The 25,192-nt window shown below is 58.9% G+C and carries 24 protein-coding genes; 10 read left to right on the forward strand and 14 right to left on the reverse strand.

What is annotated here, in order from left to right:
* Positions 1-7: 7 nt before the first annotated feature.
* The 4 genes from ABD653_RS02400 to ABD653_RS02415 all read right to left on the reverse strand — a co-directional run bounded on the left by ABD653_RS02400 (position 8) and on the right by ABD653_RS02415 (position 3,990).
* The gene (locus tag ABD653_RS02400; protein ID WP_160779683.1) at positions 8-1,192 is read right to left on the reverse strand and encodes a vWA domain-containing protein; all 1,185 of its coding nucleotides are present in this window, start codon (positions 1,190-1,192) and stop codon (positions 8-10) included.
* Positions 1,193-1,195: 3 nt separating this feature from the next.
* Positions 1,196-1,750: a YkgJ family cysteine cluster protein gene (locus ABD653_RS02405; RefSeq protein ID WP_160779684.1), complete on the reverse strand. Its 555-nt coding sequence runs from the start codon at positions 1,748-1,750 to the stop codon at positions 1,196-1,198.
* Positions 1,751-1,762: 12 nt separating this feature from the next.
* Positions 1,763-2,617 carry an AAA family ATPase gene (locus ABD653_RS02410; protein WP_160779685.1) on the reverse strand — a complete coding sequence of 285 codons (855 nt, stop codon included), beginning with the start codon at positions 2,615-2,617 and terminating at the stop codon, positions 1,763-1,765.
* A gap of 80 nt (positions 2,618-2,697) precedes the next feature.
* Positions 2,698-3,990, reverse strand: coding sequence for a serine hydrolase (locus ABD653_RS02415; protein WP_160779686.1), 1,293 nt, complete (start codon positions 3,988-3,990; stop codon positions 2,698-2,700).
* Between the two features lie 135 nt (positions 3,991-4,125).
* Here ABD653_RS02415 and ABD653_RS02420 point away from each other — a divergent pair, with 135 nt between their 5' ends.
* Both ABD653_RS02420 and ABD653_RS02425 read left to right on the forward strand, forming a co-directional pair.
* Positions 4,126-5,346 carry a bifunctional alpha/beta hydrolase/OsmC family protein gene (locus ABD653_RS02420; protein ID WP_160779687.1) on the forward strand — a complete coding sequence of 407 codons (1,221 nt, stop codon included), beginning with the start codon at positions 4,126-4,128 and terminating at the stop codon, positions 5,344-5,346.
* A complete protein-coding gene (locus ABD653_RS02425) occupies positions 5,343-5,645 on the forward strand; it encodes a putative quinol monooxygenase (RefSeq protein WP_160779688.1) in 303 nt (100 codons plus the stop codon). The genes ABD653_RS02420 and ABD653_RS02425 overlap by 4 nt, the downstream gene beginning before the upstream one ends.
* On the opposite strand, the gene parE is transcribed toward ABD653_RS02425, so the two are convergent.
* Both parE and ABD653_RS02435 read right to left on the reverse strand, forming a co-directional pair.
* Positions 5,642-7,618 (reverse strand): DNA topoisomerase IV subunit B, encoded by a 1,977-nt coding sequence (gene parE / locus ABD653_RS02430; RefSeq protein WP_160779689.1) that lies wholly within the window; start codon positions 7,616-7,618, stop codon positions 5,642-5,644. The genes ABD653_RS02425 and parE overlap by 4 nt on opposite strands.
* Positions 7,619-7,697: 79 nt before the next feature.
* Positions 7,698-8,867 (reverse strand): penicillin-binding protein activator, encoded by a 1,170-nt coding sequence (locus tag ABD653_RS02435; RefSeq protein WP_199801131.1) that lies wholly within the window; start codon positions 8,865-8,867, stop codon positions 7,698-7,700.
* Positions 8,868-8,893: 26 nt separating this feature from the next.
* Between ABD653_RS02435 and rsmI the strand changes: the two genes are divergently transcribed.
* From rsmI to gshB, 3 genes are read left to right on the forward strand one after another with little or no spacing between them, the layout of a single operon-like run.
* Entirely contained in the window at positions 8,894-9,751 is an 858-nt protein-coding gene (gene rsmI / locus ABD653_RS02440) for a 16S rRNA (cytidine(1402)-2'-O)-methyltransferase (RefSeq protein ID WP_160779690.1), read from the forward strand.
* Positions 9,748-10,098: a YraN family protein gene (locus tag ABD653_RS02445; RefSeq protein WP_160779691.1), complete on the forward strand. Its 351-nt coding sequence runs from the start codon at positions 9,748-9,750 to the stop codon at positions 10,096-10,098. The genes rsmI and ABD653_RS02445 overlap by 4 nt, the downstream gene beginning before the upstream one ends.
* 9 nt (positions 10,099-10,107) lie before the next feature.
* The gene (gene gshB, locus ABD653_RS02450; protein WP_160779692.1) at positions 10,108-11,061 is read left to right on the forward strand and encodes a glutathione synthase; all 954 of its coding nucleotides are present in this window, start codon (positions 10,108-10,110) and stop codon (positions 11,059-11,061) included.
* Here gshB and ABD653_RS02455 read toward each other — a convergent pair whose 3' ends face one another.
* From ABD653_RS02455 to rph, 4 genes are read right to left on the reverse strand one after another with little or no spacing between them, the layout of a single operon-like run.
* On the reverse strand, positions 11,062-11,958 hold the full coding sequence (locus ABD653_RS02455; RefSeq protein ID WP_160779693.1) for a tyrosine recombinase XerC: 897 nt from the start codon (positions 11,956-11,958) through the stop codon (positions 11,062-11,064).
* The gene (hemW, locus tag ABD653_RS02460) at positions 11,955-13,106 is read right to left on the reverse strand and encodes a radical SAM family heme chaperone HemW (RefSeq protein ID WP_160779694.1); all 1,152 of its coding nucleotides are present in this window, start codon (positions 13,104-13,106) and stop codon (positions 11,955-11,957) included. The genes ABD653_RS02455 and hemW overlap by 4 nt, the downstream gene beginning before the upstream one ends.
* Positions 13,107-13,115: 9 nt before the next feature.
* A complete protein-coding gene (rdgB, locus tag ABD653_RS02465; RefSeq protein WP_160779695.1) occupies positions 13,116-13,745 on the reverse strand; it encodes an RdgB/HAM1 family non-canonical purine NTP pyrophosphatase in 630 nt (209 codons plus the stop codon).
* The gene (gene rph / locus ABD653_RS02470; protein WP_160779696.1) at positions 13,745-14,458 is read right to left on the reverse strand and encodes a ribonuclease PH; all 714 of its coding nucleotides are present in this window, start codon (positions 14,456-14,458) and stop codon (positions 13,745-13,747) included. Before rph ends, rdgB begins: the two co-directional genes overlap by 1 nt.
* Before the next feature lie 83 nt (positions 14,459-14,541).
* On the opposite strand from rph, the gene hrcA reads away from it, so the two are divergent.
* Positions 14,542-15,582 (forward strand): heat-inducible transcriptional repressor HrcA, encoded by a 1,041-nt coding sequence (gene hrcA, locus ABD653_RS02475; RefSeq protein WP_160779697.1) that lies wholly within the window; start codon positions 14,542-14,544, stop codon positions 15,580-15,582.
* Positions 15,583-15,599: 17 nt separating this feature from the next.
* On the forward strand, positions 15,600-16,187 hold the full coding sequence (gene grpE, locus ABD653_RS02480) for a nucleotide exchange factor GrpE (RefSeq protein ID WP_160779698.1): 588 nt from the start codon (positions 15,600-15,602) through the stop codon (positions 16,185-16,187).
* A gap of 44 nt (positions 16,188-16,231) precedes the next feature.
* Here grpE and ABD653_RS02485 read toward each other — a convergent pair whose 3' ends face one another.
* From ABD653_RS02485 to ABD653_RS02495, 3 genes are all read right to left on the reverse strand, one after another.
* Positions 16,232-17,392, reverse strand: a complete 1,161-nt coding sequence (locus ABD653_RS02485) for a PrnB family protein (RefSeq protein ID WP_160779699.1) — start codon at positions 17,390-17,392, stop codon at positions 16,232-16,234.
* A gap of 155 nt (positions 17,393-17,547) precedes the next feature.
* A complete protein-coding gene (locus ABD653_RS02490; RefSeq protein ID WP_234032192.1) occupies positions 17,548-18,075 on the reverse strand; it encodes a vgr related protein in 528 nt (175 codons plus the stop codon).
* Positions 18,076-18,077: 2 nt separating this feature from the next.
* Positions 18,078-18,554, reverse strand: coding sequence for a copper chaperone PCu(A)C (locus ABD653_RS02495; RefSeq protein ID WP_160779700.1), 477 nt, complete (start codon positions 18,552-18,554; stop codon positions 18,078-18,080).
* 168 nt (positions 18,555-18,722) lie between these two features.
* Here ABD653_RS02495 and dnaK point away from each other — a divergent pair, with 168 nt between their 5' ends.
* The 3 genes from dnaK (at position 18,723) to ABD653_RS02510 (ending at position 22,845) form a co-directional block, all read left to right on the forward strand.
* Entirely contained in the window at positions 18,723-20,678 is a 1,956-nt protein-coding gene (gene dnaK, locus ABD653_RS02500; RefSeq protein ID WP_160779701.1) for a molecular chaperone DnaK, read from the forward strand.
* A 73-nt stretch (positions 20,679-20,751) separates the two neighbouring features.
* A complete protein-coding gene (dnaJ, locus tag ABD653_RS02505) occupies positions 20,752-21,873 on the forward strand; it encodes a molecular chaperone DnaJ (protein ID WP_160779702.1) in 1,122 nt (373 codons plus the stop codon).
* 84 nt (positions 21,874-21,957) lie between these two features.
* On the forward strand, positions 21,958-22,845 hold the full coding sequence (locus ABD653_RS02510) for an MBL fold metallo-hydrolase (RefSeq protein ID WP_160779703.1): 888 nt from the start codon (positions 21,958-21,960) through the stop codon (positions 22,843-22,845).
* A gap of 19 nt (positions 22,846-22,864) precedes the next feature.
* On the opposite strand, the gene ABD653_RS02515 is transcribed toward ABD653_RS02510, so the two are convergent.
* The gene (locus tag ABD653_RS02515) at positions 22,865-25,183 is read right to left on the reverse strand and encodes a patatin-like protein (RefSeq protein WP_160779704.1); all 2,319 of its coding nucleotides are present in this window, start codon (positions 25,181-25,183) and stop codon (positions 22,865-22,867) included.
* Positions 25,184-25,192: the final 9 nt, after the last annotated feature.

Here is a 25,192-nt window from a genome sequence, read left to right on the forward strand (position 1 = left end):
ATGCGACTCACGCTCCGTGCTTGCGGCTGAGCTCTCTCATCGCATCGTCAAGTCCGTCCAGCGTCAAGCCATACATCCGGTCGTTGACCAGTTCCTTGAGCATCTTGGTGCTTTGCGAATAGCCCCACTGCTTCTCGGGCACCGGGTTGAGCCAAACGGTTGCCGGGTAAGTATTGGTAACCCGCTGCATCCAGGTTGAGCCGGCTTCCTCGTTCATATGCTCGACACTGCCGCCAGCATGGGTGATCTCATAGGGGCTCATCGCTGCATCACCAACGAAGACCACCTTATAGTCATGACCATATTTGTGCAGGATGTCCCAGGTCTTGGTCCGCTCCTGCCAGCGCCGGCGATTGTCCTTCCACACGCCTTCATAAAGGCAGTTGTGGAAATAAAAGAACTCAAGATTCTTGAACTCGCTTGTCGCCGCGCTGAACAGCTCTTCACACAGCTTGATGAATGGGTCCATCGAACCACCAACATCGAGGAAAAGCAGCAGTTTGACTGCATTGCGCCGCTCGGCCCGCATATGGATGTCGAGCCAGCCCTGCTTGGCCGTGCCATCGATCGTTGCATCCAGATCAAGCTGGTCCTGCGCGCCTTCACGCGCAAACCGGCGCAGTCGCCGCAACGCCATCTTGATATTGCGAGTGCCAAGTTCCTTGGTGCTGTCGAGGTTTTTGAACTCGCGCTTTTCCCACACCTTGACCGCTTTGCCGTGCTTGCCCTTACCGCCGATCCGGACACCTTCGGGATTGTACCCCGAATTGCCGAAGGGGGATGTGCCGCCGGTGCCGATCCACTTGTTCCCGCCTTCGTGGCGCTTTTCCTGCTCCTCGATCCGCTCCTTGAGCGTTTCCATGATGTCTTCCCAGGAACCGAGTTTTTCGATCTCGGCCATTTCCTCTTCAGTCAGGAACTTCTCGGCGACGGCTTTCAACCAATCCTCGGGCACATCGACCGGATTCTGGCCATAGTCGGACATGATGCCCTTGAAGACCTTGTGGAAGACCTGGTCGAACCGGTCGAGCATGCCTTCATCCTTCACGAAGGTGGCACGCGAAAGGTAATAGAAGGCCTCCGGCGTCTGCTCGATCACATCCTTGTCGAGCGCTTCCAACAGAGTCAGATGCTCCTTAAACGATGCCCCAATTCCGGCTTCACGCAATTCGTCGACAAAATTGAAAAACATTTTTTAGCTCCCGGTCACGCCATGGGGCGCAACCTGCATACCCGGACTGTCGTCAGAGCCTGGAATAAAGTGCCGTTTCGCAAACATGCGAAAGGCAATGATATCGAGAAGGACCTGTCCGATCGTCCGTTTCACTTCAGGGTCATTTTCGGCCGCAAGCTTCGCTTGCAACGCGTCTTCCACCGCTTCGAAATTGCGGGTCACGGAGACCGAATGCGTGCCAAGTGCCTGCCGGACAGCCCGATCCATCTGCACCGCAGTACCAATCAGCTCCATGGCTTGCTCCTGCTCCATCCGACCTGACATGTAAGCCAAGACAAGCGCGCAATTAAACCCGCTGCAAACCCTCGGACGACCTTCACCATAAATCCGGCAGTGGGCACCTTCGAGATGGTGGCACCCCAATCGGAAGAAGGGCTTTCCGTCATGTTCAACAGTGTCGAACCCACTTTCCAGCCTTTCGTCATCATTACCCGGATCAATTTGGGCCATGGGGAAGAGCGAGCCACTGCAGCACAGGCCGCAGGCGAGGCACAAGGTGCTGGCATCGCGCTCCACCGGCTGCCCGGATCAGGTTTGACGACGGGCCATGAAGGCGAGGCGTTCAAACAGCATCACGTCCTGCTCGTTCTTCAGCAGTGCACCGTGCAATGGCGGGATCGCGCTGTTGGGATTGGCATCCTGCAGCACTTCGAGCGGCATATCTTCGTTCAGAAGAAGCTTGAGCCAGTCGAGCAATTCACTGGTGCTTGGTTTCTTCTTCAACCCGGGCACTTCGCGAATCTCGTAAAAGACATCCATGGCTTTGGTCACCAGGGTCTTCTGGATTTCGGGGAAGTGGACTTCGATGATATCGCGCATCGTGTCGCGATCCGGGAACTTGATATAGTGGAAGAAGCACCGGCGTAGGAAGGCGTCCGGCAATTCCTTCTCGTTGTTGGAAGTGATCACGACGATCGGACGCTCTTTTGCCGTGATCGTTTCGTGCGTTTCGTAAACGTCGAACGACATCCGATCGAGTTCCTGCAACAGATCGTTCGGGAATTCGATATCGGCCTTATCGATCTCGTCGATTAGAAGGACAGGTAGCTGGTCCGCGGTAAATGCTTCCCACAATTTGCCCTTCTTGATGTAGTTGGAAATGTCGTGGACGCGTTCGTCGCCCAGCTGGCCATCTCGCAGGCGGGCCACGGCGTCGTACTCGTAAAGACCCTGCTGCGCTTTCGTCGTCGACTTAACATTCCACTCGATCAGCGGAGCGCCAATCGCCTTGGCAATTTCGTGCGCCAGAACCGTCTTACCGGTGCCGGGCTCACCCTTGACCAAAAGCGGGCGGCGCAGCGTTACAGCGGCATCCACTGCGACCTTCAGATCGTCGGTCGCGATATAATCGTTGGTGCCTTCAAAGCGTTTTGTATCAGTCATAGGTTTCCCTGTGCAACTTGGTTGGGCGATGCGTTAGGGAACGCTCCGCAGCGGGGCAAGCATGAAACTATTAGGCGAAGCTACTCAGCCAATGCGACGATCCGCTGGGCCAGCAATTCGAAAGTCGAATTGTCCAGTCCGGCTTCGGAATTGCTCCAGCTCATGGTCAGGACATGGGCGGCATTGTTCTTGTCGAAGAGCAGCCAAGAGAGGTTCAGAACACCTGGCTCCGAACCGCCCTTGTAGCCAATATAGGCCCAACGCTCCCGAATGGCCTTCGGCATGGACGGGTTGATCGCCATCACATCGCGAACGGTCTGATCCTCGTACCTGGCTAATGTGTCCATCAGCTTCGCGATGTCTCCCGTATTGGCGAACCATTCGAGGGTATCGATCATTGTTGGCTCGACGAAAGTCGGCCCGGAGATGTTATCGGTCGTCCACCCGGTAAGTGCTCTCAACTCATCCAGTACCGCACGCTGTTCCGCCTCGTCACCTTCGGCAAATCGGGTCCCAAGATCTTTGTCAGCCTTGAGTGCAAAAAGTTCCAGAGTAGTGAGGAACGGCATCAAACCCGCTGGGTCAGAGTGCCCGATCTGTGCCGCCTCTGCCTCTATAGCCTCACGACCCAACACCCTAATCAACTGATCGGTCGCCGTATTGTCGCTGACCGAGATCATCAGCGAGGCAAGGGATTGGAGCGTCAGAGGTGAGCCTTCCGGCCAACTTTGCAACCGACCACTCGGGAAGGATTTCACATTCAGCTCGACAACATCATTCCAGTTTCGCTCTCCGTTTTCTATGGACCGGGCGAGGGCGGAGAGAACATAGAGCTTGAACGTCGAACCAAGTGCCAGCTGCGCGTCGGGATTGATCGACATGATCGGTTCTGCACCATCAGCCAGCGGGCCGAATAGAACGCTAACTTCACCCGGCAAGGCAGCCAGGTCAGCCGCGATCTTGTCCGCATTGTCATCGATCGGCTCAAAGCTCTGCAACAACAACCCACCAACCATATTCGGCTCATCTGGCAGCAGGGCAAGGTTGCCTGAGCCAATCGCTTTCTCGAAGCGCAGGTAGATAGTGCCTTGGTAGCGACTACTGGCTTCAACCCTCTCGACTCCCACAAAGGCACCGAATTGCGCCGCCAATTGCTCTCCGATCGCAGACAGCTGAGTTGCGGGCACTGCAGCGAGAAAGGCGGGAGCGAAAACAGCCTCGGCCTGCTTCTCACCTCGCAAAACCGCAGCGACATCTTCAGCGCGCTCTTTCAGGATATCGGAAGCGGCCTCGGTCGGTGGCTTTGCCTCCTGTGCGGTTACACAAACGGGCGCCAGCAGGAACGCAAGAGCAGCGGCAATCGGGCGAATCATACAAGTCTCTCCGGGGTCTACGTGCACCCTACAGTGCGAGGTGATGCGGGCAAATTCGGGCGCGTCTGAAACTTTCTGGTCGATTGCGCGAATAGAAACAGGCACGATGCACGCACAAGAAGGGGAGTTCCTGCGATGCCAACCGAAAATCTGAAGATTACCACCGAGGCAGGCCATGAGCTTTCGGGCTCTCTAGAATTACCGACCGGCCTGGTCCGGGGCGCCGCGCTGTTTGCGCACTGCTTTACTTGCACCAAGCAATCCAAGGCAGCCATCGAAGTGACGCGGGCTCTGGCGCGTGAGGGAATCGCCACATTGCGGTTTGATTTTACCGGCCTGGGTGGAAGCGAAGGTGAATTCGGACGTGCCGGCTTTGCCAGTGACGTAGACGATCTCGTGGCATCGGCGGGTGCTCTGTGTGCCCGGTTCGGAGATGGCATTTTGCTGGTCGGCCATAGTTTGGGTGGAGCCGCCGTGCTGGCCGCCGCCGACCAGTTGCCGAAAAGCAAGGTTGCGGCGATTGCGACCATCGGCGCACCATCTGATGTCCCGCACGTCCTTCACAATGTGAAAGGCGATATCGCCGCCATCGAACGTGATGGGGAAGGCGACGTAACCATAGGCGGGCGGGCGTTCAAATTGAGCAAGGACTTCCTCGACAAGACGCGCAGCATCGACCTGCTTGATCGCGTAAGGGCAATGCGTGTCCCGCTGATGGTCTGTCACTCACCCACAGATGAGATTGTCAGCGTCGACCATGCGTCCAATCTTTTTAAGGCGGCCAAGCACCCGAAAAACTTCATTAGCCTCGCCGGGGGAGATCACTTGCTCACCAACGCAGCTGATGCCAGCTTTGCCGCTACTGTGATTGCCAGCTGGGCCAGTCGCTATCTACCGATGAAGGATGATTGGCCTATGCCGGAAGAGGGCGTGATTGTGTGCACTGGTCACGGGAAATTCGGTACCGAGGTACATACTTCCAGCCATCGTTTCGTCGCCGATGAACCGCGCAGCTATGGCGGCGACGATACCGGCCCAACGCCGTATGACTTGCTCAATGCCGCGCTGGGAACTTGCACGGCTATGACAATGAAGATGTATGCTGATCGCAAGGAACTTCCGCTGGAGGGTGTGTCCATTCACGTGACGCATGAGCGGAACCACGAGGAGGATTGCGGCCATGTAGAGGCCATGGAGTCAGGCAGGCCAATTCAGGCCCTCAATCGCGCCATCACAATCCGCGGCGATGATCTGACCGAAGAGGACCGCGCGAGGCTGATCGAGATCGCTGACAAATGCCCGGTTCACAAAACGCTGGAAGGGCATTTGCATATCCATACGGATGACCAGTCATGATCATTATCACGGGATCGGCCTCGATCGCGGAAGAGAGCATGGCCGAAGCTCTACGCATCGGCTGCGAGCACTCGGCACGTTCCCGGTCAGAGCCCGGGTGCATCTCGCACAATTGCTACATCGACGCGGAGGATCGAAACGTGATCCGGTTCTACGAGCAATGGCAGGACATGGCTGCAGTTCAGGGGCACTTTGCGGTTCCTGAATCGCAGCAATTCGTCGGACAGATAAACGCGCTGGCCGATAGTCCGCCCAAGATCGAATTGTTCAGAGCCGAGGCTCTCGACGCGCCTTTCTAGGCGTCGATCATATCCCGGTCGACTTCACCGGCGCGGTTCTGGATGAAGTTGAAACGATGTTCGGGATTGCGGCCCATCAAACGGTCCACCAACTCTTTCACAGCCGCTCGATCTTCGAATTCCGGGGGTAGGGTGATCCGGATCAGGCTGCGGGTCGCCGGGTCCATGGTCGTTTCACGCAGCTGTTGGGGGTTCATCTCGCCCAGGCCCTTAAAGCGCCCCACTTCGACCTTTTTGCCCTTGAATATGGTTGCTTCCAACTCCGCACGATGCTCGTCGTCACGGGCATAGCGGCTCTCTTTGCCAGCTGTCAGCTTGTAGAGCGGCGGCTGGGCGAGGAACAAATGCCCACGCTTCACGATTTCCGTCATTTCCTGGAAGAAGAACGTCATCAATAGCGTAGCGATATGCGCGCCATCGACATCGGCGTCTGTCATGATGATGATACGATCGTAACGCAGATTTTCGGGATCGCAGTCCTGTCGTGTGCCACAGCCCATCGCGAGCGAAAGATCGGCGATTTCCTGGTTCGCGCGAATTTTGTCAGCAGTCGCCGATGCGACGTTCAGGATTTTCCCCCGGATTGGCAGAATCGCCTGCGTTTTGCGGTTACGAGCCTGTTTCGCACTGCCACCTGCTGAATCGCCTTCGACGATGAACAATTCGGTCTCGCCATCGCCTTCACCACTGCAATCCGTCAGTTTCCCGGGAAGGCGCAGCTTCTTGGCGCTCGTTGCCGTCTTGCGCTTGATCTCGCGTTCCTGCTTGCGGCGCAGGCGTTCATCCATCCGTTCCATCACCTGGCCGAGCAACGCCTTGCCGCGATCCATATTGTCGGAAAGGAAATGGTCAAAATGATCGCGGATTGCGTTCTCTACCAGGCGGGAGGCTTCTGGAGAGGTCAGGCGATCCTTGGTCTGGCTCTGGAACTGGGGATCCCGGATGAAGACGCTCAACATCACTTCGCCGCCCGTCATGACATCATCGGCGGTAAGGTCTTTCGCCTTCTTTGTGCCCGTCAGCTCGCCAAATGCGCGTAGGCCCTTGGTCAGCGCAGCACGAAGGCCCTGCTCATGAGTTCCACCGTCGGGGGTCGGAACAGTGTTACAATACCAGCTGGTCGTGCCATCGGAATAGAGCGGCCAGGCCATTGCCCATTCCACGCGGCCTTGCTCGTCGGGGAAGTCCTGACTTCCGGTGAAGGGCTCGGCAGTCACGCATTCGCGGCCGTCGATTTGCTCCTTCAAATGATCTGCCAGTCCGCCCGGAAATTTGAACACAGCTTCCGCCGGAACGTCTTCAGACGCGAGGCTCTCCGAGCATTTCCATCGAATTTCTACGCCCGCAAACAGATACGCCTTGGAACGTGCCAGCTTGTAAAGACGCCCGGGCTTGAACTGGCGATCGCCGAAGATTTCCGTGTCAGGCGTGAAGGTCACCGTGGTGCCACGTCGATTAGGAGCAGCCCCCAGTTCCTCAATCTTGCCGAGCGCCTGTCCTTTGGAAAACTCTTGGGCGAACAACGTCTTGTCGCGGGCCACTTCGACCCGGGTATGGCTGGACAACGCGTTGACCACGCTGACGCCGACGCCGTGCAGGCCACCCGATGTCGCGTAGGCTTTGCCCGAGAACTTGCCGCCCGAGTGAAGCGTGGAGAGGATCACCTCGAGCGTCGACTTGCCCGGAAACTTGGGATGCTCGTCTACCGGGATGCCACGGCCATTATCGGCGATCGAAACAGTATTGCCTTCTTCGATCCGGATTTCGATCCGGCTGGCGTGGCCGGCGACAGCCTCGTCCATCGCATTATCGAGGACTTCCGCGACGAGGTGATGCAGGGCGCGATCATCGGTCCCGCCGATATACATGCCCGGCCGACGGCGAACCGGCTCAAGACCCTCAAGGACCTCGATGGAAGAGCTATCATAATCGCCGCTGGAAGAAGGCGTGTTCTCAAACAGATCGTCAGACATGGGCAGGGCTATACAAGGCCGGTTCGCACCGTAACAAGCAGCCTCGCAGGGTTTTGCGCCGAACTGTTGGCCTCAAGGCCTAGTCGTCGAAACGGGCGGGGGCCGGATCAACAATGACAACCTGTCCATTGCGCACCTGGCGCACTTCCATTGCGCGATCGACTACGCCTTGACGGGTGAAACGGAAGGCCCCGTCGAGCCCGAGAAAGCCGCCAGAATCGTAGAGCTTGGCAGTCGGGAAGCTGCGGCCAACGCGCCAATCGCGCGACACCCGCAATGCCAGCAAGACGCTGTCATAACCAAGCGTTGCGATCCGGAAGGGCTGGCTGCCAAAGCGCGTGTTGTAACTGTCCGAAAACCGTTTGAAGCGCGAATCCGAGACAGATGCGAACCATGCACCGCGCAGCGCGCTCGCCCGCGTTACGGAGGATTCTCCGCTCCACAACTCCGTGCCAATCAGATTGGTGTTTCCCGCGCCGCGAGGTTTGAACACGCCAGCTGCCTGGATCGCAAGGCGGGCTCCATCGGCAATCAGGACGGTGTCATAGCCCCCGCGTGCCTTCAGTCGCTCGGCTGCACTGACAACCGATGTGTTTCCCCGCGCATAACGTTCAACGCCAACCAGTGTGCCTCCGCCACTTTGCAGGGCGATTGCCAGAGAATTCTCGGCCCGGCGGCCGTACTCGCCATCGGGTACAATGGCGCTGAAGCGTGTTGCCCCGCGGCTGCGGGCATAGTCGACCGAACGACGGATCGACTGGCCTGGCAAATGGCCCATGACGAATGAGTCAGGTCCGGCAACGCTTGCATCGTTGGAGTAGGAAATAAGTGGCACGCGGGCAGGGCGGGCCTCTGCCAGAACCTGGGCAACATTGGTCGACATGAGTGGACCAAGAATCAGCTTGTTGCCATCTGCGATCGCCTTGCGGGCCGCGGCACGCGCTCCGGCAGACGTATCATAGGTCGTAATGCGAAGGTTCTCCGCACCTGTATCGAGGATTGCCATTGTCGTCGCATTCGCAATCGACTGGCCGACGCGTGCATTATTGCCAGACATCGGCACCAGCAGAGCAACCCGGTGGCGGGTTTCATCGGTGGGCAATGCGGTCGCGCTAGGCTCGGGCGTTGGTCCGGTTTCAATCGGACCGGTCGACGTCGTTGGCCCCTTGGGAACCAGCTGACACCCGGCCAACAGAGCTGCCGTTCCCGCTACGACCAGCGCCTTGCGCGCCAGTTTGATGCCCATCATGCTTGCGACTCCCTTAAACTCTGTCCATGTCCGCAGGCGTGCAAACCGATCAACCCGCAGAGCCCCTGTCTCCAGGCCTCTATATAGTCGCCACGCCTATTGGCAATCTTGGCGATATCACGTTGCGGGCAATCGAAACCCTCTCGCGATGCGGCGCGGTAGCGTGCGAAGACACCCGCGTCACCGGCAAATTAATGAAGCATCTGGGCATCTCGAAACCGCTGCGGCGCTATGACGACCATGCCGACGAAAATGCGCGGGAGCGGATTCTGGCGACATTGGCAGATCAAGCCGTAGTCTTGGTCAGCGATGCGGGGACGCCCCTCATCTCCGACCCCGGTTATCGCCTTGTGCGCGAGGCCAAGGATCTAGGCTATCCCGTCACGGCCTTGCCCGGCCCTTGTGCCGCCATCGCCGGACTGGCGATGTCTGGCCTCCCCAGCGACAAGTTTCTGTTTGCCGGCTTCCTGCCGGTCAAAGACAAGGCCCGGCGTGACATGCTGGCTGAAGTGGCGAATACAAATGCTTGCCTGGTCTTTTACGAGACTGGTCCGCGCCTAACGAAAAGTCTGGCGGTCTTGCTCGACATGATGCCCGACCGCGAAGTGGCTGTGGCTCGAGAGATCACCAAGCTGCACGAGGAATGCAGGCGGGGTCTACCTGCGGGCCTTCTGGCATATTATGAAGCCCACCCGCCCAAAGGCGAGATCGTACTGATGATCGGCCCACCTGATGGCGAGGCGTTATCCACCGAAGACCCCGACACATTGCTGCGCGAGGCTTTGCTGACGATGAAGACCTCTCAAGCCGCTGCACAGGTTGCCAAGGCAACAGGGCTTGATCGTAAGGCGCTTTACGCCAGGGCAATGGAACTGAAAGAATGAAGCGCCAGCTGGCCGAGCAGCGAGGCCGTGATGGCGAGAGACGCGCTGCGTTATGGCTCCGCGCCAAGGGGTGGTCGATCCTTGCCCAGCGGGTTCGGACTCCGCGCGGAGAAATTGATCTGGTCGCCAAGCGAGGCCGTCTGATAGCCTTTGTCGAAGTCAAGTGGCGCAAGGCCAAGGCAGACCTTGATACAGCGATTGACGAGTATCGACTCCACCGGGTCGCCGCTGCAGTCGAATGCGTGGCGCATGAATATGCTACCGCCGGGGAGGATATCAGGATCGACGTAATGTTGCTTGCGCCCGGAAGCTTACCCCGCCACATCGCCAACGCATACCAGCCTTAAGGAGCAAACATGTCCCTGCGCGTCGCGGTCCAGATGGATCCCATGGAAAGCATCAATATTGACGGGGATTCGAGCTTTGCCCTGATGCTCTCTGCCCAGGCACGTGGTCACGAATTGTGGCACTACGACGTGGGAACGGTGGCCTATGAGCAAGGCCGGCTGACCGCGCATGCTGCGCCCGTTTCTGTGCAGGCCGTGAAGGGCAATCACTTCACCATGGGTAATCGCCGGATCGTCGATCTTGCCACAGATCTGGACGTGATCCTGATGCGGCAGGATCCGCCGTTTGATCTGGGCTACATCACGGCCGCCTTGCTGCTCGATCGACTGAAAGGCACTACGTTGGTTGCGAACGATCCGCGCGAAGTGGTCAACGCGCCGGAAAAGATGTTTGTTCTCGACTACGCCCAGTTCATGCCGCCGACCCTGATTGCGCGCGAAATGGACGATGTGCGCCGATTTCAGGAAAGACACGGTTCTGTGGTGGTAAAGCCGCTTCATGGGAATGGCGGCAAGGCGATCTTCAAGATTGATGAAAGCGGCACCAATCTCTCTGCCTTGATGGAAATCTTCAATCAGACCTGGCCCGAGCCACATATGGTTCAGCCCTTCCTGCCCGACGTGGCCAAGGGAGATAAGCGCATCGTGTTGGTCGATGGGGAATTCACCGGCGCAATTAATCGCAAACCGGGGGAAGGGGAGTTCCGCTCCAACCTGGCGCAAGGTGGCTATGCCGAAGCAGCAAGCCTGACTGCGCGTGAAGAGGAAATTTGTGCCGCCATGGGCCCCGAACTGAAACGGCGTGGGCTTGTCTTCGTCGGCATAGATGTGATCGGGGGGGAGTGGCTCACGGAAATCAACGTGACCAGCCCAACGGGCATCGTCGCGATCGACAAATTCAACGGCACCGATACGGCTGCAAAAATCTGGGATGCGCTCGAGGCGCGCCACGCCGCGATGTGATCAATCCCGTTCACGCGGATGAGCATCGCGGTACGTATCGAGCAACGTCGCGGCATCGACCTTCGTATAAATCTGGGTCGAACCGAGGCTGGCATGTCCCAGCAATTCCTGCAGACTCCTCAGATCAGCGCCTGCTCCCAAAAGGTGGGTTGCAAAACTGTGCCGCAGCGCATGCGGCGTCGCCGTCGCGGGTAGACCGAGGACTCTACGGGCTCGCGCTGTCGCTTTTTGCACCATGCCCTGTGACAACAATGCGCCCCTGGCACCCAGGAAAAGCGGCCCGTCCTGCTTGATCGGCCAGGGGCAGGCCTCGACATAGTCCGCCACGGTCGCGCGAATGATTGGCAGCAGCGGCACAATCCTCTCCTTGCCCCCTTTGCCGGTGACTTCGAGCCGTTCCCCAAGCGGAACATCGCTACCTTGGAGTGACAAGGCTTCAGCAATCCGCAGACCGGCTCCGTAGAGCAACAAAAGGACAGCGCGGTCTCGCTTTCCGATCCAGTCCTCGGCAGCACTACTCTCCACGACATCGGCGAGGTTTACCGCATCATCGGGTGTCACCGGTCGCGGGAGGCCTTTCTTGATCCGCGGACCACGCAGGCGAGGTGCGGACGCCTCGTCCAACCCTTCTTCGGAGCGGGCATAGGCAATGAAAGCCTTCAACGCTGACAATTCTCGCGCCGCAGACGCATTGGAAAGGCCGCTGGCTCTGCGCTGCGCCAGGTGCCTTCGCAGTTTGCCTGCATCGATGGCTGCGACGTCACGCCAGCTCGCCAGGGAGTGCCCCGAAACAAGCCGTTCTGCTGCCTTGTGATAAGCCCTGACAGTGTGCGGCGATCTGCGGCGTTCATCTGCCAAATGGGTGTGCCACTGGCCGAGGATGGATTGCGCGCTCATGCCAGTGCCAATTCGTCTGCAACCAATTCAGCCAGCAATGCATCGAGCAACGGCTTGCCTTTGTCCGTCACGCGAAGCCGCCCATTTTCCTGCTCCAGCATGCCGAGGCGCGTGTAGAATTCCACGCGGTCCGACCTCAGCATCGTGTCGGGTGCCAGAGCGAACCGGTTTCCTAGGGCCGATGGATCGATCCCTTCCGCAAGGCGCAGGCCCATCAAAAGCGCTTCCGACGCTTGCTCCTTTTCGCCAAGCTGGCGCTCGTCCCGAGTACCATGGGCGCATTGATCGACCGCACCCAGCCAGTTTTCCGGCTTGCGGTGGCGCGTTGTCGCCATGCCACCCCGGCGTCCGTGCGCGCCCGGGCCGATCCCGCAATAATCTTGGTATCGCCAGTACGTCAGGTTGTGGCGGCTTTCCTCGCCCGGACGGGCGTGATTGCTGGTCTCGTAAGCGGGCAATCCGGCGGCACCGGTCATATCTGCAGTTAAAGCGAACAGGTCTGCGGCAGGATCATCGTCGAGGGGGGCGAACCGGCCAAGTCGCACATCCGTTTCGAACCGCGTCCCAGGCTCGATTGTCAATTGATAGAGCGAGAGATGATCGGTTCCGTATGCCAGCGCCTGTTTCAATTCGGCTTGCCACTGCGCGAGCGATTGGCCCGGACGAGCATAGATCAAATCGAAGCTGACGCGCCGGAATTCCTTCTGCGCCACTGCCAAGGCCCGCAACGCCTCTTCCACCCCGTGAAGGCGGCCAAGGAACGTCAAGGTTTCGTCATCAAGCGCTTGAATACCGAGCGAAACACGGTTCACTCCAGCGACAGCCAAACCCGAAAAATTTGCCGCTTCAACGGAAGAAGGATTGGCTTCCAAGGTGATTTCGATGTCAGAATCGAAACCCCAGAGTTGCTCCGCCTCGGCGAGCAGGCGCCCGACTAGCGCAGGCGGCATCAGAGAAGGCGTGCCACCACCAAAGAAGATGGAGGTCAGCGTTTCGCCACCAGCCCGTTCCGCTTCCCAGCGCATATCGGCGAGCATACTGCGCTCCCACAACGCAAAATCCACGCCTTCGCGGACATGGCTGTTGAAGTCGCAATAGGGGCATTTCTTCGCGCAGAAAGGCCAGTGGATATAGAGCGCACGCGCCATGCCCCTATCCTAGCTGCCGAATTGCTCCGCGACCAGTTTTGCAAAGGCATCGGCGCGATGGCTTATCGCGTGCTTTTCCTCGGGCGCAATCTCGGCGAAGGTTTGCTCGTGGCCTGCGGGGACGAAAACGGGATCATACCCGAACCCCATTTCACCTCTGGGTGGCCATGTCAGCGAGCCGGGTGCAAGACCTTCATAGATGGCATGTTCGCCGTCGGGCCAGGCAATCGCGAGCACGCAGTGGAACGCGGCGCTGCGATCAATATCATCACCCAATTGGCGCAGCATCCCCTCAACCTTGCCCATCGCCATATACCAGTCACGGCCCGGCTCGCCTTCGAACCATTGCCGCTCGGCCCAGTCAGCGGTGTAAACACCGGGTCGACCGTCAAGCGCAGCAACGGACAGCCCGCTATCATCGGCCAGAGCAACAATACCCGATGCCTCCGCTGCCGCACGCGCCTTGATCAGCGCATTTTCAACGAAAGTTTTCCCGGTCTCGGCAGGCTCCGGTAGGCCTAGCGAACCGGCACTCAGGCATTTGAGGCCGTGTGGTTCGAGCAGCGCACCGATTTCCTTGAGCTTGCCTGCATTATGCGTGGCAATGACGAGGGAGCCGGAACCGAGACGACGGGTCATTAGTGCGAGGCCTCGTCCTGTGCCGTGAAGATCTGGTCGCAACCCATATTGGCAAGACGCAGAAGTCGCAGCAGGCCTTCCTCGTCGTATGTCGCGCCCTCAGCGGTCGCCTGAACCTCTGCAATCTGGCCGCCTTCGATCAGAACAAAGTTTGCATCCGCATCGGCATTGCTATCCTCCTCATAATCGAGATCCAGAACCGGTGTACCCTGGAATATGCCGCAACTGATGGCTGCGATCTTGCCAGTGATCGGATCATTCTTGATCAACCCCTGCTTCATCAAACCATTGACCGCGAGGCGCAATGCGATCCATGCGCCGGAAATAGAGGCTGTCCGCGTGCCCCCGTCGGCCTGGATCACGTCGCAATCGAGCGTAATCTGGCGCTCGCCCAGCTTTTCCATATCCACAACCGCCCGCAAGGAACGACCGATCAGGCGCTGGATTTCCTGGGTCCGCCCTGATTGCTTGCCCCGTGCTGCCTCGCGGCTTCCGCGCGTGTGGGTTGCGCGTGGCAACATCGAATATTCGCCTGTGACCCAACCCTGGCCCTTCCCACGCAGCCACGGGGGAAGACGTTCTTCAACACTGGCGGTGCACAACACCTTGGTATCGCCAAAACCGATCAGGCAGGAGCCTTCGGCATGCTTGGTGTAACCGGTCTCGATGGTGATAGCGCGCATCTCGTCGGGCGCACGGCCGGAAGGTCGCATAATAGTCCTTTCAGTGAGTCGTTGCGGCGTGCGTTAGGCGGTCCGCCCTTGAGGCTGCAAGACCAAGCGCTAGATAAGGGTGCATGGCTACACCTCCCGTCACCGAAATGAGCGAGCGCGCACGCGAGATTTTCCGTCTTGTCGTCGAAGGCTATCTCGAATCCGGACAGCCGGTCGGATCCAAGGCTCTGGCCCAGGATGATGCGGTCAATCTGTCGCCTGCATCAATACGCTCGGTTTTGGCCGACCTCGAAGCAACCGGCGTACTTGCCGCTCCCCATACCAGTGCAGGGCGCATGCCCACTGAAATCGGCCTGCGCCTGTTTGTAGACGGGATGATGCAGATGGCCGAGCCATCACAGGCGGAGCGCAACGCGATCGAACGCCGTCTGAATGAGCCGGGGCCAATCGAGCAGGCGTTGGAAGCGACCAGTGCCATGCTGTCCGACCTCTCGGGCGCTGCAGGCATGGTGATGGTGCCAAGCCGGGAGCCGCGTTTGGCACAAATCTCCCTCGTCCCGTTGGGCCAGGGGCGTGCACTTGCGGTGCTGGTCGGCGAGGATGGCGCGATTGAAAACCGCGTGCTCGAGGTCGGAAACACTCCGGCCAATATTCTCGAGCAGGTCAGCAATTACATTTCCGCGCGCCTGCCGGGGCGGACTTTGGCAGATGCGTCTGCACTGATGCGACAGGAGATTGCAGACGGAAAATCGGCTCTGGATTCGGCAAGCCAGGATCTCGTGGAGCGGGGCCTGGCCGTGTGGACCGAAGACGCTTCCAAGCGGCCAGTTTTGATTGTTCGTGGCCAAGCCAACTTGCTGGATGAAAGCGCAATCGGTGATCTCGACCGGGTTCGTTCACTGCTCGATGACCTGGAAAACAAGCAGTCCGTCGCCGATTTGCTGGAGAATGCGCGTGAAGCAGAGGCAACCCGCATCTTTATCGGGGCGGAGAACCGCCTGTTTGCCCTCAGCGGCTCTTCCGTTATCGCCAGTCCCTATCGAGATCGCGAAGGAAAAGTGGTGGGTGTGCTGGGCGTGATTGGCCCCACGCGGTTGAATTACGCCCGAGTCGTCCCCATGGTCGATTTCACAGCCCGTTCTCTGGGCAAACTCATCGGATAATTAGCAAAGATTCTCACATGATTGACGAACCAAAGAAGCAGGACACTGCCACCGACGCCGAAGTTGAAAAAGAACTGGAGGGCGTTCCTGAAGAGTTCCTCGACGATGGCGGGGAAGACGAAGAGAATGATCTGGGAGAGGCCATTGCCGCTCTGAAAGCTGATCTGGAAACTGCCAAGCAGGAAACTCTCTACGCCAAAGCAGAGACACAAAATGTCCGGCGGCGCATGGAGAAAGACGTGCAGGATGCCCGCGCTTATGCGGCAACCGGCTTTGCCCGGGACATTCTGTCGGTATCGGACAATCTCGCCCGCGCAATCGAGTCGATCCCGCAGGATTTGCGTGAAGACGAAAAATTCAAAGGGCTGGTCGCCGGTATTGAGGCGACACAGCGCGAAATTGACAAGGTCTTTGGCCAGCATGGCGTTAGCCGTATTGCGGCCATGGGTCTCCCGCTCGATCCGAACCAGCATCAGGCGATGATGGAAGTTCCGACGAACGAGGCAGAGCCGGGAACAATCGTGCAGGAAATGCAGGCCGGTTACATGATCCGGGATCGTCTGTTGCGGCCCGCCATGGTCGGCGTTGCGAAGAAACCCGACTGATTGACGAGGCAAGGGTGCAGCACACACGCTGCACCCTCGCTCTCCTAGACTGTTTGCGCCGCATTCTCGTCGCGGTGCTTCTTCAGATATTTCATGAACGGCGTCCCTCCCGTTCCGACATCGGGATCGTTCCCGGCGATCGATCCGGCCTGTTTGTTGATGTAACTGGCCGCATATTCCAGATGCCGGGTCCGGAACCGCGCAGATTGGTTCAGACAAGCATTAAACGCATCCTTCAGGCTCTCCGAGCCAGACGCCTCGACAAAGCCCCGCAGAGTGGACCGGGCCGCCAGATCCTCGATAAAGCGACGATGCTGGACAGGCCGATAGTGATGCAGCTCATCGAGAAAACTTCTCAGTGGATCATCGCTGTGACCGACCTGAAACAGGGCGTCCATTGCAGGAACGATGCTCGATTGTGATCCTGTCTGGCCGCGAAAGGCCTGCGGCTTGCCCGCGAACTTCTCGACGCCCTCATAGACCAGGCCGCCATCCAGCGCAGGATTGTTGGCCCATCCATGGATGTAGGGGCGGACCCGGTGGAAGTAGATATACGGGTCGCAGCGTTCCGGCATCCGGCCAAAATGCTCGTAAATACGTTCCCAGGCGGCATCCATTTCGACCAGCAGGCGCTCCGCTTCGGCCTCGTCTCCGTTGCGCGCAACAGCCACCAACTTGGCAGCGTTGTCGAGCAAGACGCCAGCCTCGGCTTCAATGGCAACATGAATCATCACGAACCAGTTCTCGTCATCTCCGCCAACAAAATTCTGGTGCATGTAGATGTTGTCGAGAGTGATAGGACCCGATTTGTCGAGACGCGCCCAATTGTCGAGCACATACCCCGAATATGGTAGAAGAGGTGCCTGACCCAGCTGGTCGGATATTGCGACCATCGGGCGAGCAATATTTGCCGGAAGGGAAGCGGGCGCTTCGTCCTCTCCCCAAACATAGGCCTGAACGAGGAAAGAGTAGCGGACCATGGCGGTTCGGACCTGCTCGTCTGGCGCAGATTCTATCCAATCCTCGATCCCAGGGTCCGGTAGCTGATCGAGCCAGTGCCTGACCCTGCCGGTTGAAAGCAGACCGGAGAGGTTACCGGCCGCATCGTCGATAGCCCCAAATTGCGGGGGGAGGGAGACGGTGTCTATTTCGTAATGCGAAAGGAAGCCGCGATCACGCGACATGCCGTAGTCTTTGAGCTCCATTGTTGTGACTCTTTCGCCGGGCGCGGGTTTGGCCGCCCGAACGGCAAAGTGGTATCAATTGAAACCGCTTCACTCAAGAGCGATACCGACTAAAGCAGGTATTAGCACGACACGCGCCCGATCAAGGTGCACGCTTGTGTTCCTGCTTGCGGAATTTAAACGGTGGCACCCGGAAACCGCACGAGGAGATCATACGCTGCCGGGTCGCCAATCCCGGCGATCGTCACGCCTGTCCGCAGCCAATAGGCGTGTTTCACAATCTCGGCCTGCTGCTCAATGCCATAGCGTTCCAGCGACCAACCCGGCTTCAGGCTGTAGTCGTATCGGCAGAAGGGATGTCGGTGCAGCGGCAGGTACCATTCCCCTCTTTGCTGGGTCTGCCAGACATGCGCCATTTCATGGATGAATAGGCCACGCGCCTTGAAATCACCTGCGGCAAAGTCCTCGCAATAGGCCGTACCGCGCGGATGAAAATGCAGATGCCCGCGCGGTGCCATCGTCACGTGACGCGGCTGGAACGGGAACCACTTTTTGCGGCGGATGGTCACCTTGCGGTAGTCTATGGCGTCGCCAAAAACTGTGCGAGCCACAGCGATTTCACCATCGGTCAAATGGCGTTCACCCCCTACCGGGCACGCTTGCAAGTCGTCGCTCTCGAGCGGGGAAACGTCCGTTTCGCCCAATCCTAGCGATCCTCACCCGCCGCGCGGACATCTGCCAGAAAACTGAATTCCTTACCTCCAGCAACAGTCAGCGTGACATTGACCTTGTCGCCGGGCGCCAGGTCTTCCTGCACATCCATCGCCATGACATGGCGGCTGTTCGGCTCGAACTTCACGGTGTCACCACTATTGATCACCAGCGGCAGCATTTCCATCATCTGCACCTTGAAATCATACTCGCCGAATTCGTGCATCATGGTCTCACCTGCCTGTTCGACATTCGCCTTACGCAGCGCGAGGGCTTTGTCGCCGGTATAGGTCAGGTCGAAATAGACGGCCGCGGGATTGCCGGCCACCGGCGCAAGGACCATCCGCGCGTTTTCGACGCTCATACCCGGTATGCCGGTATCCTCTGCAACAGTAGTGTCGGCTTCGCCGCCACAGGCGCTCAGCGAGAGGCCTCCAAGACCCAGAGCCACTGCAGCAATTACCTGTTTCACGACGAATTCTCCCTGTTTCGGTTCAATTGCGAGACTAGTCGAGCCAATCCCTTGTGCCAAGAAGAAGCGCACCTATATCCGCCACATAGAACGAGCTGCAAAAGAGGCCCGCCTTGGACTGGGGGCCACACACGCAGTGTCCAACACCTTGATAAGGATGGGGAAGTAATGAGTAAAGTTATCGGGATCGACCTCGGAACCACCAACAGCTGTGTTTCTGTCATGGATGGCGGCAAGCCGAAGGTCATCGAGAATTCCGAAGGCGCGCGCACGACGCCGTCGATTGTCGCCTTCACAAAGGAAAGCGAACGCCTGATCGGTCAGCCGGCAAAGCGCCAGGCTGTGACCAATCCGGACAATACGCTGTTCGCGATCAAGCGCCTGATCGGTCGCCGGTTCGACGATCCGCTGACCAAGAAAGACATGGACCTGGTTCCCTATGACATCGTCAAAGGCAAGAATGGCGATGCGTGGGTCGAAGCCGGTGGCGAGGAATATAGCCCGTCACAGATTTCTGCCTTCATTCTTCAGAAGATGAAGGAAACAGCCGAGAGCTATCTTGGTGAAACCGTAACGCAGGCCGTAATTACGGTCCCCGCTTACTTCAACGATGCCCAGCGCCAGGCGACCAAGGATGCCGGCCAGATTGCCGGCCTTGAAGTTTTGCGCATCATCAACGAGCCGACCGCTGCTGCGCTGGCATACGGAATGGACAAAGACGATGGTAAGACCATCGCTGTCTATGACCTTGGCGGCGGTACGTTCGACGTTTCCGTTCTCGAAATCGGTGACGGTGTGTTCGAAGTGAAGTCGACCAATGGCGATACCTTCCTGGGCGGCGAAGACTTCGACAACGCAATCGTCGAGTATCTTGCCGACGCCTTCAAGTCGAAGGAGAACATGGATCTCCGGACCGACAAGCTGGCTCTGCAGCGCCTCAAGGAAGCTGCCGAGAAGGCCAAGATCGAGCTTTCCAGCTCGCAGACCACCGAAGTGAACCTGCCGTTTATTACAGCGCGCATGGAGGGTGGTGCCTCGACTCCGCTTCACCTCGTCGAAACGATCAGCCGGTCGGACCTTGAGAAGATGGTTGGCGATCTGATCAAGCGTACGCTGGAGCCGTGCAAGAAGGCTCTGGCCGATGCCGGTATCGAAAAGAGCGGCATCGATGAAGTGATCCTGGTCGGCGGTATGACCCGCATGCCCAAGGTGCGCGAAACCGTAGAAGAGTTCTTCGGCAAGAAGCCGCACACCGGCGTCAACCCGGACGAAGTCGTCGCTATGGGCGCAGCGATCCAGGCAGGCGTGTTGCAGGGTGACGTGAAAGACGTGCTGCTGCTTGACGTGACGCCGCTTTCGCTCGGTATCGAAACACTCGGCGGGGTGTTCACCCGGATGATCGATCGCAACACGACCATCCCGAGCAAGAAAACGCAGACCTACTCGACTGCGGAAGACAACCAGAACGCTGTGACGATCCGCGTCTTCCAGGGCGAGCGCGAGATGGCGTCCGACAACAAACTGCTCGGCCAGTTCGATCTTGTCGGGATCCCGGCCGCTCCGCGCGGTGTACCGCAGATCGAAGTGACTTTCGACATCGACGCCAACGGGATCGTCAATGTCAGTGCCAAGGATAAGGGCACCGGCAAGGAACAGACGATCAAGATTCAGGCTTCGGGCGGTCTCAACGAGAGCGACATTGAACAGATGGTCCAGGATGCGGAGAAATTCGCCGAGGAAGACAAGAAGCGCAAGGAGCAGGCCGAGGCCCGCAACCAGGCCGACAGTCTCGTCCATGCGACCGAAAAGCAGCTGGAAGAGCATGGCGACAAGATTGACGCTTCGCTCAAGTCCGATGTGGAGGCCGCGCTGGCCGAAGCCAAGACTGCGCTGGAAGGCGACGATGTCGACGCCATCAATGCCAAGTCGCAGGCTCTGACCGAAGTGGCCATGAAGATGGGTCAGTCGATCTACGAGCAGGAGCAGGCCAATGCTTCCACCGAAGGCGGAAGCGATGGCGATGCCGGCGGTGATGAAAAGGCCGACGAGGAAGTCGTCGACGCGGAATTCTCCGAAGTCGACGAAGGTAACAGCGACAGCGCTGACGCCGACAACAAGAACTGATGTTCTGATGGAAACCTGGGCCGCCGCTGATGCAACAGCATCGGTGGCGGCCTAAGTTTGGGCGGATTGCGAAATGTCAGCTACCGAAACCGATCTTTACGAACTGCTGGGCGTAGACCGCGGGGCAGAGGCTGCCGCGATCAAGTCTGCCTATCGCAAGCTCGCGATGAAATATCACCCGGATCGCAATCCCGGCGATGCCGATGCAGAAGCGCACTTCAAGGCTGTGGGCGCGGCCTACGAGGTTCTGAAGGACCCTCAGAAGCGCGCCGCCTATGATCGCTTCGGCCACGCCGCATTCCAGAATGGCGGCCCGGGTGGAGGTCAAGGCGGAGCCGACTTCAGCGATATCGGCGATATATTCGAGACCATTTTCGGCAGCGCCTTTGGCGGCGGTGGCGGACGCCAACGCCAACAGCGCGGGGCGGACCTGCGCTATGACATGGAAATCACCCTCGACGAGGCGTTCCATGGCAAGGAAACCGAAATCGAAATCGAGGTCTCGCAGGCCTGCGATACGTGCAATGGATCAGGTGCAGAGCCCGGCACAGGAACGCGCGGATGCAATCTGTGTAAGGGCCACGGGAAAGTTCGCGCAAACCAGGGCTTCTTCGTGGTCGAACGGCCATGCCCGAATTGTCATGGCCGCGGCGAAGTCCTGGAAGAGGAATGCCATTCCTGCCGTGGCGAGGGCCGCGTCGACCAGGCCCAGGCCTTGGCGGTAGAGATCCCCCCTGGTGTCGACACAGGAACGCGTATTCGCTTGACGGGCAAGGGCGAAGCCGGACCTCGAGGCGCGCCTCCGGGCGACCTCTACATCTTCCTTCATGTGAAACGGCACAATGTCTTTGAACGTGACGGCACGTCGCTGGTGACCCGCGTTCCAATCAGCTTCACCACCGCTGCACTGGGTGGCTGCGTCGATATTCCCGATCTCGACGGGTCCACCAATTCGATCGATATCCCGGCTGGCATCCAGTCAGGCAAGCAGCTGCGAAAACGCGGTGCGGGTATGCCCGTGCTGCAGGGTCGGGGCCGAGGTGATCTTGTTGTAGAAATTGCGGTCGAAACGCCGACCAAGCTCAACAAGGAGCAGAAGGCGATTCTCGAACAATTCCGCGAGACGGAAACCGGCGATGAATGCCCGCAAAGCCGGGGCTTCTTCGACAAGCTCAAAGACGCCTTCGGCAGCTAAGCCCTTGATGTAACTTCGCGATGCGTCCATTCGAATGCATCGCGAACCCCTCCCGATACCGGAGCGGGACGAGAGGGGATTGTCATGAGTAGTTTCAAAACCGTGCTGGGCCTGTCGCTTCTGGCATTGGCCACATCTGCCAGCGCACAGCGCAATTTCGACAATGTCGAGGTCACTTCGCAAGAAGTCGCGCCGGGCATCGCTGTCTTGTTCGGGGCGGGTGGCAATATCGGTGTGAGCCATGGGCCCGATGGCACCATCCTGATTGACGACCAATTCGCGCCCCTGACCGAGAAGATCGAATCTGCAGTGGCAGACCTTGGTGCGACACCGGTCAAGTTCCTGATCAACACGCATTATCACGGCGACCATACCGGGGGTAACGAGAATTTCGGCAAGAAGGGCGCGCTGATCTTTGCCCACACCAACGTCCGCGTGCGACTGAAAGAGGGGCGGGGCGAGCCACGCCCGATCGCCCCTGCCGGCAAAGACGCCTTACCGGTCGTGACATTCGACCAGGGGCTAACGCTGAATGTGAACGGAGACACGGTCGACGTACTGTTCCTTGGCGGTGGCCACACCGATGGTGACAGCGTGATACGCTGGCGCGAGGACAATGTCGTCCATATGGGCGATCTCTATTTCAAGATTCCCGGATATCCCTTCATCGACACTCGCTCTGGCGGCAATGTCCTCAACGCGATGAATTCCATCGACGCGGTCATCCGCATGATCGACGACAAGACCAAGGTGATCCCGGGTCATGGCCCGATGTCGAACAAGGCGGAACTGGTGGCTTATCGCCAGATGATCGGCGAAGCGGTGGGTCTCGTCAAAGCCTTGAAGAACGAAGGCAAATCAGCCGAGGAAGTCGTGGCAGCGAAGCCCTTGGCCGACTTCAATCGCGGGGAAGGTTTCATCGGCCCGGACCAGTTTGTGCAGGCGATCTACACCAGCCTCGAAAGCCAGTGAGCGAGAGTGGCAAGCCGGGCTAGCCGAGCCTGTCTGCCACTTCCTGCCTTAGCTTTTCAATCAAGCCCCGCGCGCACCGACCTGCCTCCTGTTCTTCATCCAGGATGGCAATGAACGCATCGCGCTTGAACGATTGGCAGCGCGACTCGGCCAATGGTTCGTCAAGCGTAGAGCAAACCAGGTCAATCATTCGCTCGGCGCCGTGCAGACGCCCCCAGAGATAATCATTCTCACGATAGGCGCGGCTGAAGAACGCGCCGAAATTGAAGAATTCCGTGCCTCGCAAAGTATCCTGCGTACCGCCCTCGCGGATCGAGGTGGCATCATGGGGACTGATACGATCGACCTTCACCGGGTCGAATTCAGTCAGGCCCTCATGCCCCAGCAAGGGCAGGGTCGCGACGTCGTAGAAGGGAAATCCGAGATAGGTCAGCAGCATCCTGCGCCGCAGGTTCTTGGGCATCTTCTCCATCGCTGCAGCGAGCATCTCCTCTGCCTGCTCATCTACCGAAGGCAAAAGATAGCGATCGGCAAAGGCATCGATGACGGAGCCCGGATCTTCGAGCACCCTCGCTGCAATGGCTCCGAAATCGTCACCCAGATGCTCCAACCCCTCGCGGTCGAAATAGAGGGACAGAATCGCGTAGATCGATTCCCGCGCTTCATCCAACGCGACATCGTCCAGATCGGGATCGGCATCCCAATCGCGCGACAGCCTGCGTGCAAGAAGGCGCAGACGCCGCGTCCTGAAGCCCAGGTCATGGGCGCGGAAAAAGGCAATGGCTTCGTTACTAGCACCGGCCCCGCTTTCGGACGCCAGAGAGGTCAATCCGCGCCGCTCAAGCTCACCGCGCAGCACTTCGACAATCGTACGTGCATCGGGCTGCATCAGTTCTGGCGCCGCCTCCAGAACAAGCTCTCCCAACCGTTCGACAATGCCGTTGAACTTGGCCTGGGCATAGGCCTGGAACGCGTAGCCAGCCCGCTCGGCCGCAGCCTGTTGGGCCTTGTTGCGCCACGCCACCAGACGCTTTGGCGTCGGGCTGTCGAGGAAAAAGGTGCGACCGAAAAGGCGCTCGACAGCCGCTTCAATCTCCGGTCTCAGGCCCGTCACGATCCGGCGAAGCCGCTCTGCTTCGCGTGACTGGGCCTCCAACGCCTCAAGATTGTCCCGGATAGGCTGCTCGCGCGGGATGGTCGAAAGCGAACCAAAGATCGCCGCGAAGAACCCAACCGGCTGGGTGTCCTGCTCCTTGAGCGATCCGAACCGGTCGGGCCGTGGATCGACATAGACAAAGCGCCGGTCAACTTCGCGATGGGCAGGGCGACCGCGCAAACCTTCGATAGCGCCTTCGAAGGGGGCATTCACCAATACCGAGCCGTCAATCAGTGAAACGCTACTGGTCGAACCGTAAGTGACGTGGACAGGCATGACCCGCTGCAGGAAGTCCTCCCGATTGTCCCATATGCGGCCGTCATGCTCGGCCAGTTCATCAATCTCTTCCAGTTTCAGCGGCGGAAAAGCTCCGGGAAAACTTGCGGTTGCCCTTGCGGCCAAAGTCAGTTCGAGCGGATCTGCCAGTGGCACGCCCCCCTGCCGCTGCGCATGCCCGCGAAACGCGATCGGCATCCTGTGTTCGCTCTCCTCGACGACAGGCGGACTGTTAAGTCGCAGCATCTCCAGATAGCCGCGGAAATCGGTCGCCGTGACATAAAGATCGATCGGATGTCCGGGCGGCAACAACGGTCCTTCCGCCGGTTTGTCCCGCATCGCTGCGAAAGCATTGTAGAGCAATTTGGACATGCCAAGACCTGAGAATGGCGGCTGGAACCAGCGCCCGCGCACAAGCCGGGATACTTTTTGCCGTACTTCAGACCGTGTTTCCGGTGCGACACTCTCGCTAACGGCATTGCCCGGGCGCCGCAGGACCCATTCGGCAATTGGCTGGGCCCAAAACTTGGCATAGCGCCACATCGGCCGCGCATCCGGATCAACCAGGCGATCGATGTCGGCATTGTCGAGCCACAAGTCTGTCAGCGGTTCCAGCGAACAGCCGGAATGCAGAGCCTGTGCCAGGAACACCGCATTGATACCGCCAGCGCTGGCACCGCTAAGAATGTCTGGCAAAACCCGCAGGCGCAGGCCGCGGTCGGACTCTATCTGGCCCAACAGACTGTGATAGACGGCGGCACTGCCCAAGGGCGGGACATCACCCGTGTGATATGCCCGGCTTGCCCGTGCGAGATTCCAGATCTCCTTGGTGACCCCGTGCATATAAACCGCAAGGCTGACGCCGCCGTAGCAGACCAATGCAATCCGGAGTTCCTTTTGCCGCATATGGGGATA

The organism is Parerythrobacter jejuensis, assembly GCF_039536765.1.
GTDB classification, from domain to species: Bacteria; Pseudomonadota; Alphaproteobacteria; order Sphingomonadales; family Sphingomonadaceae; genus Parerythrobacter; species Parerythrobacter jejuensis.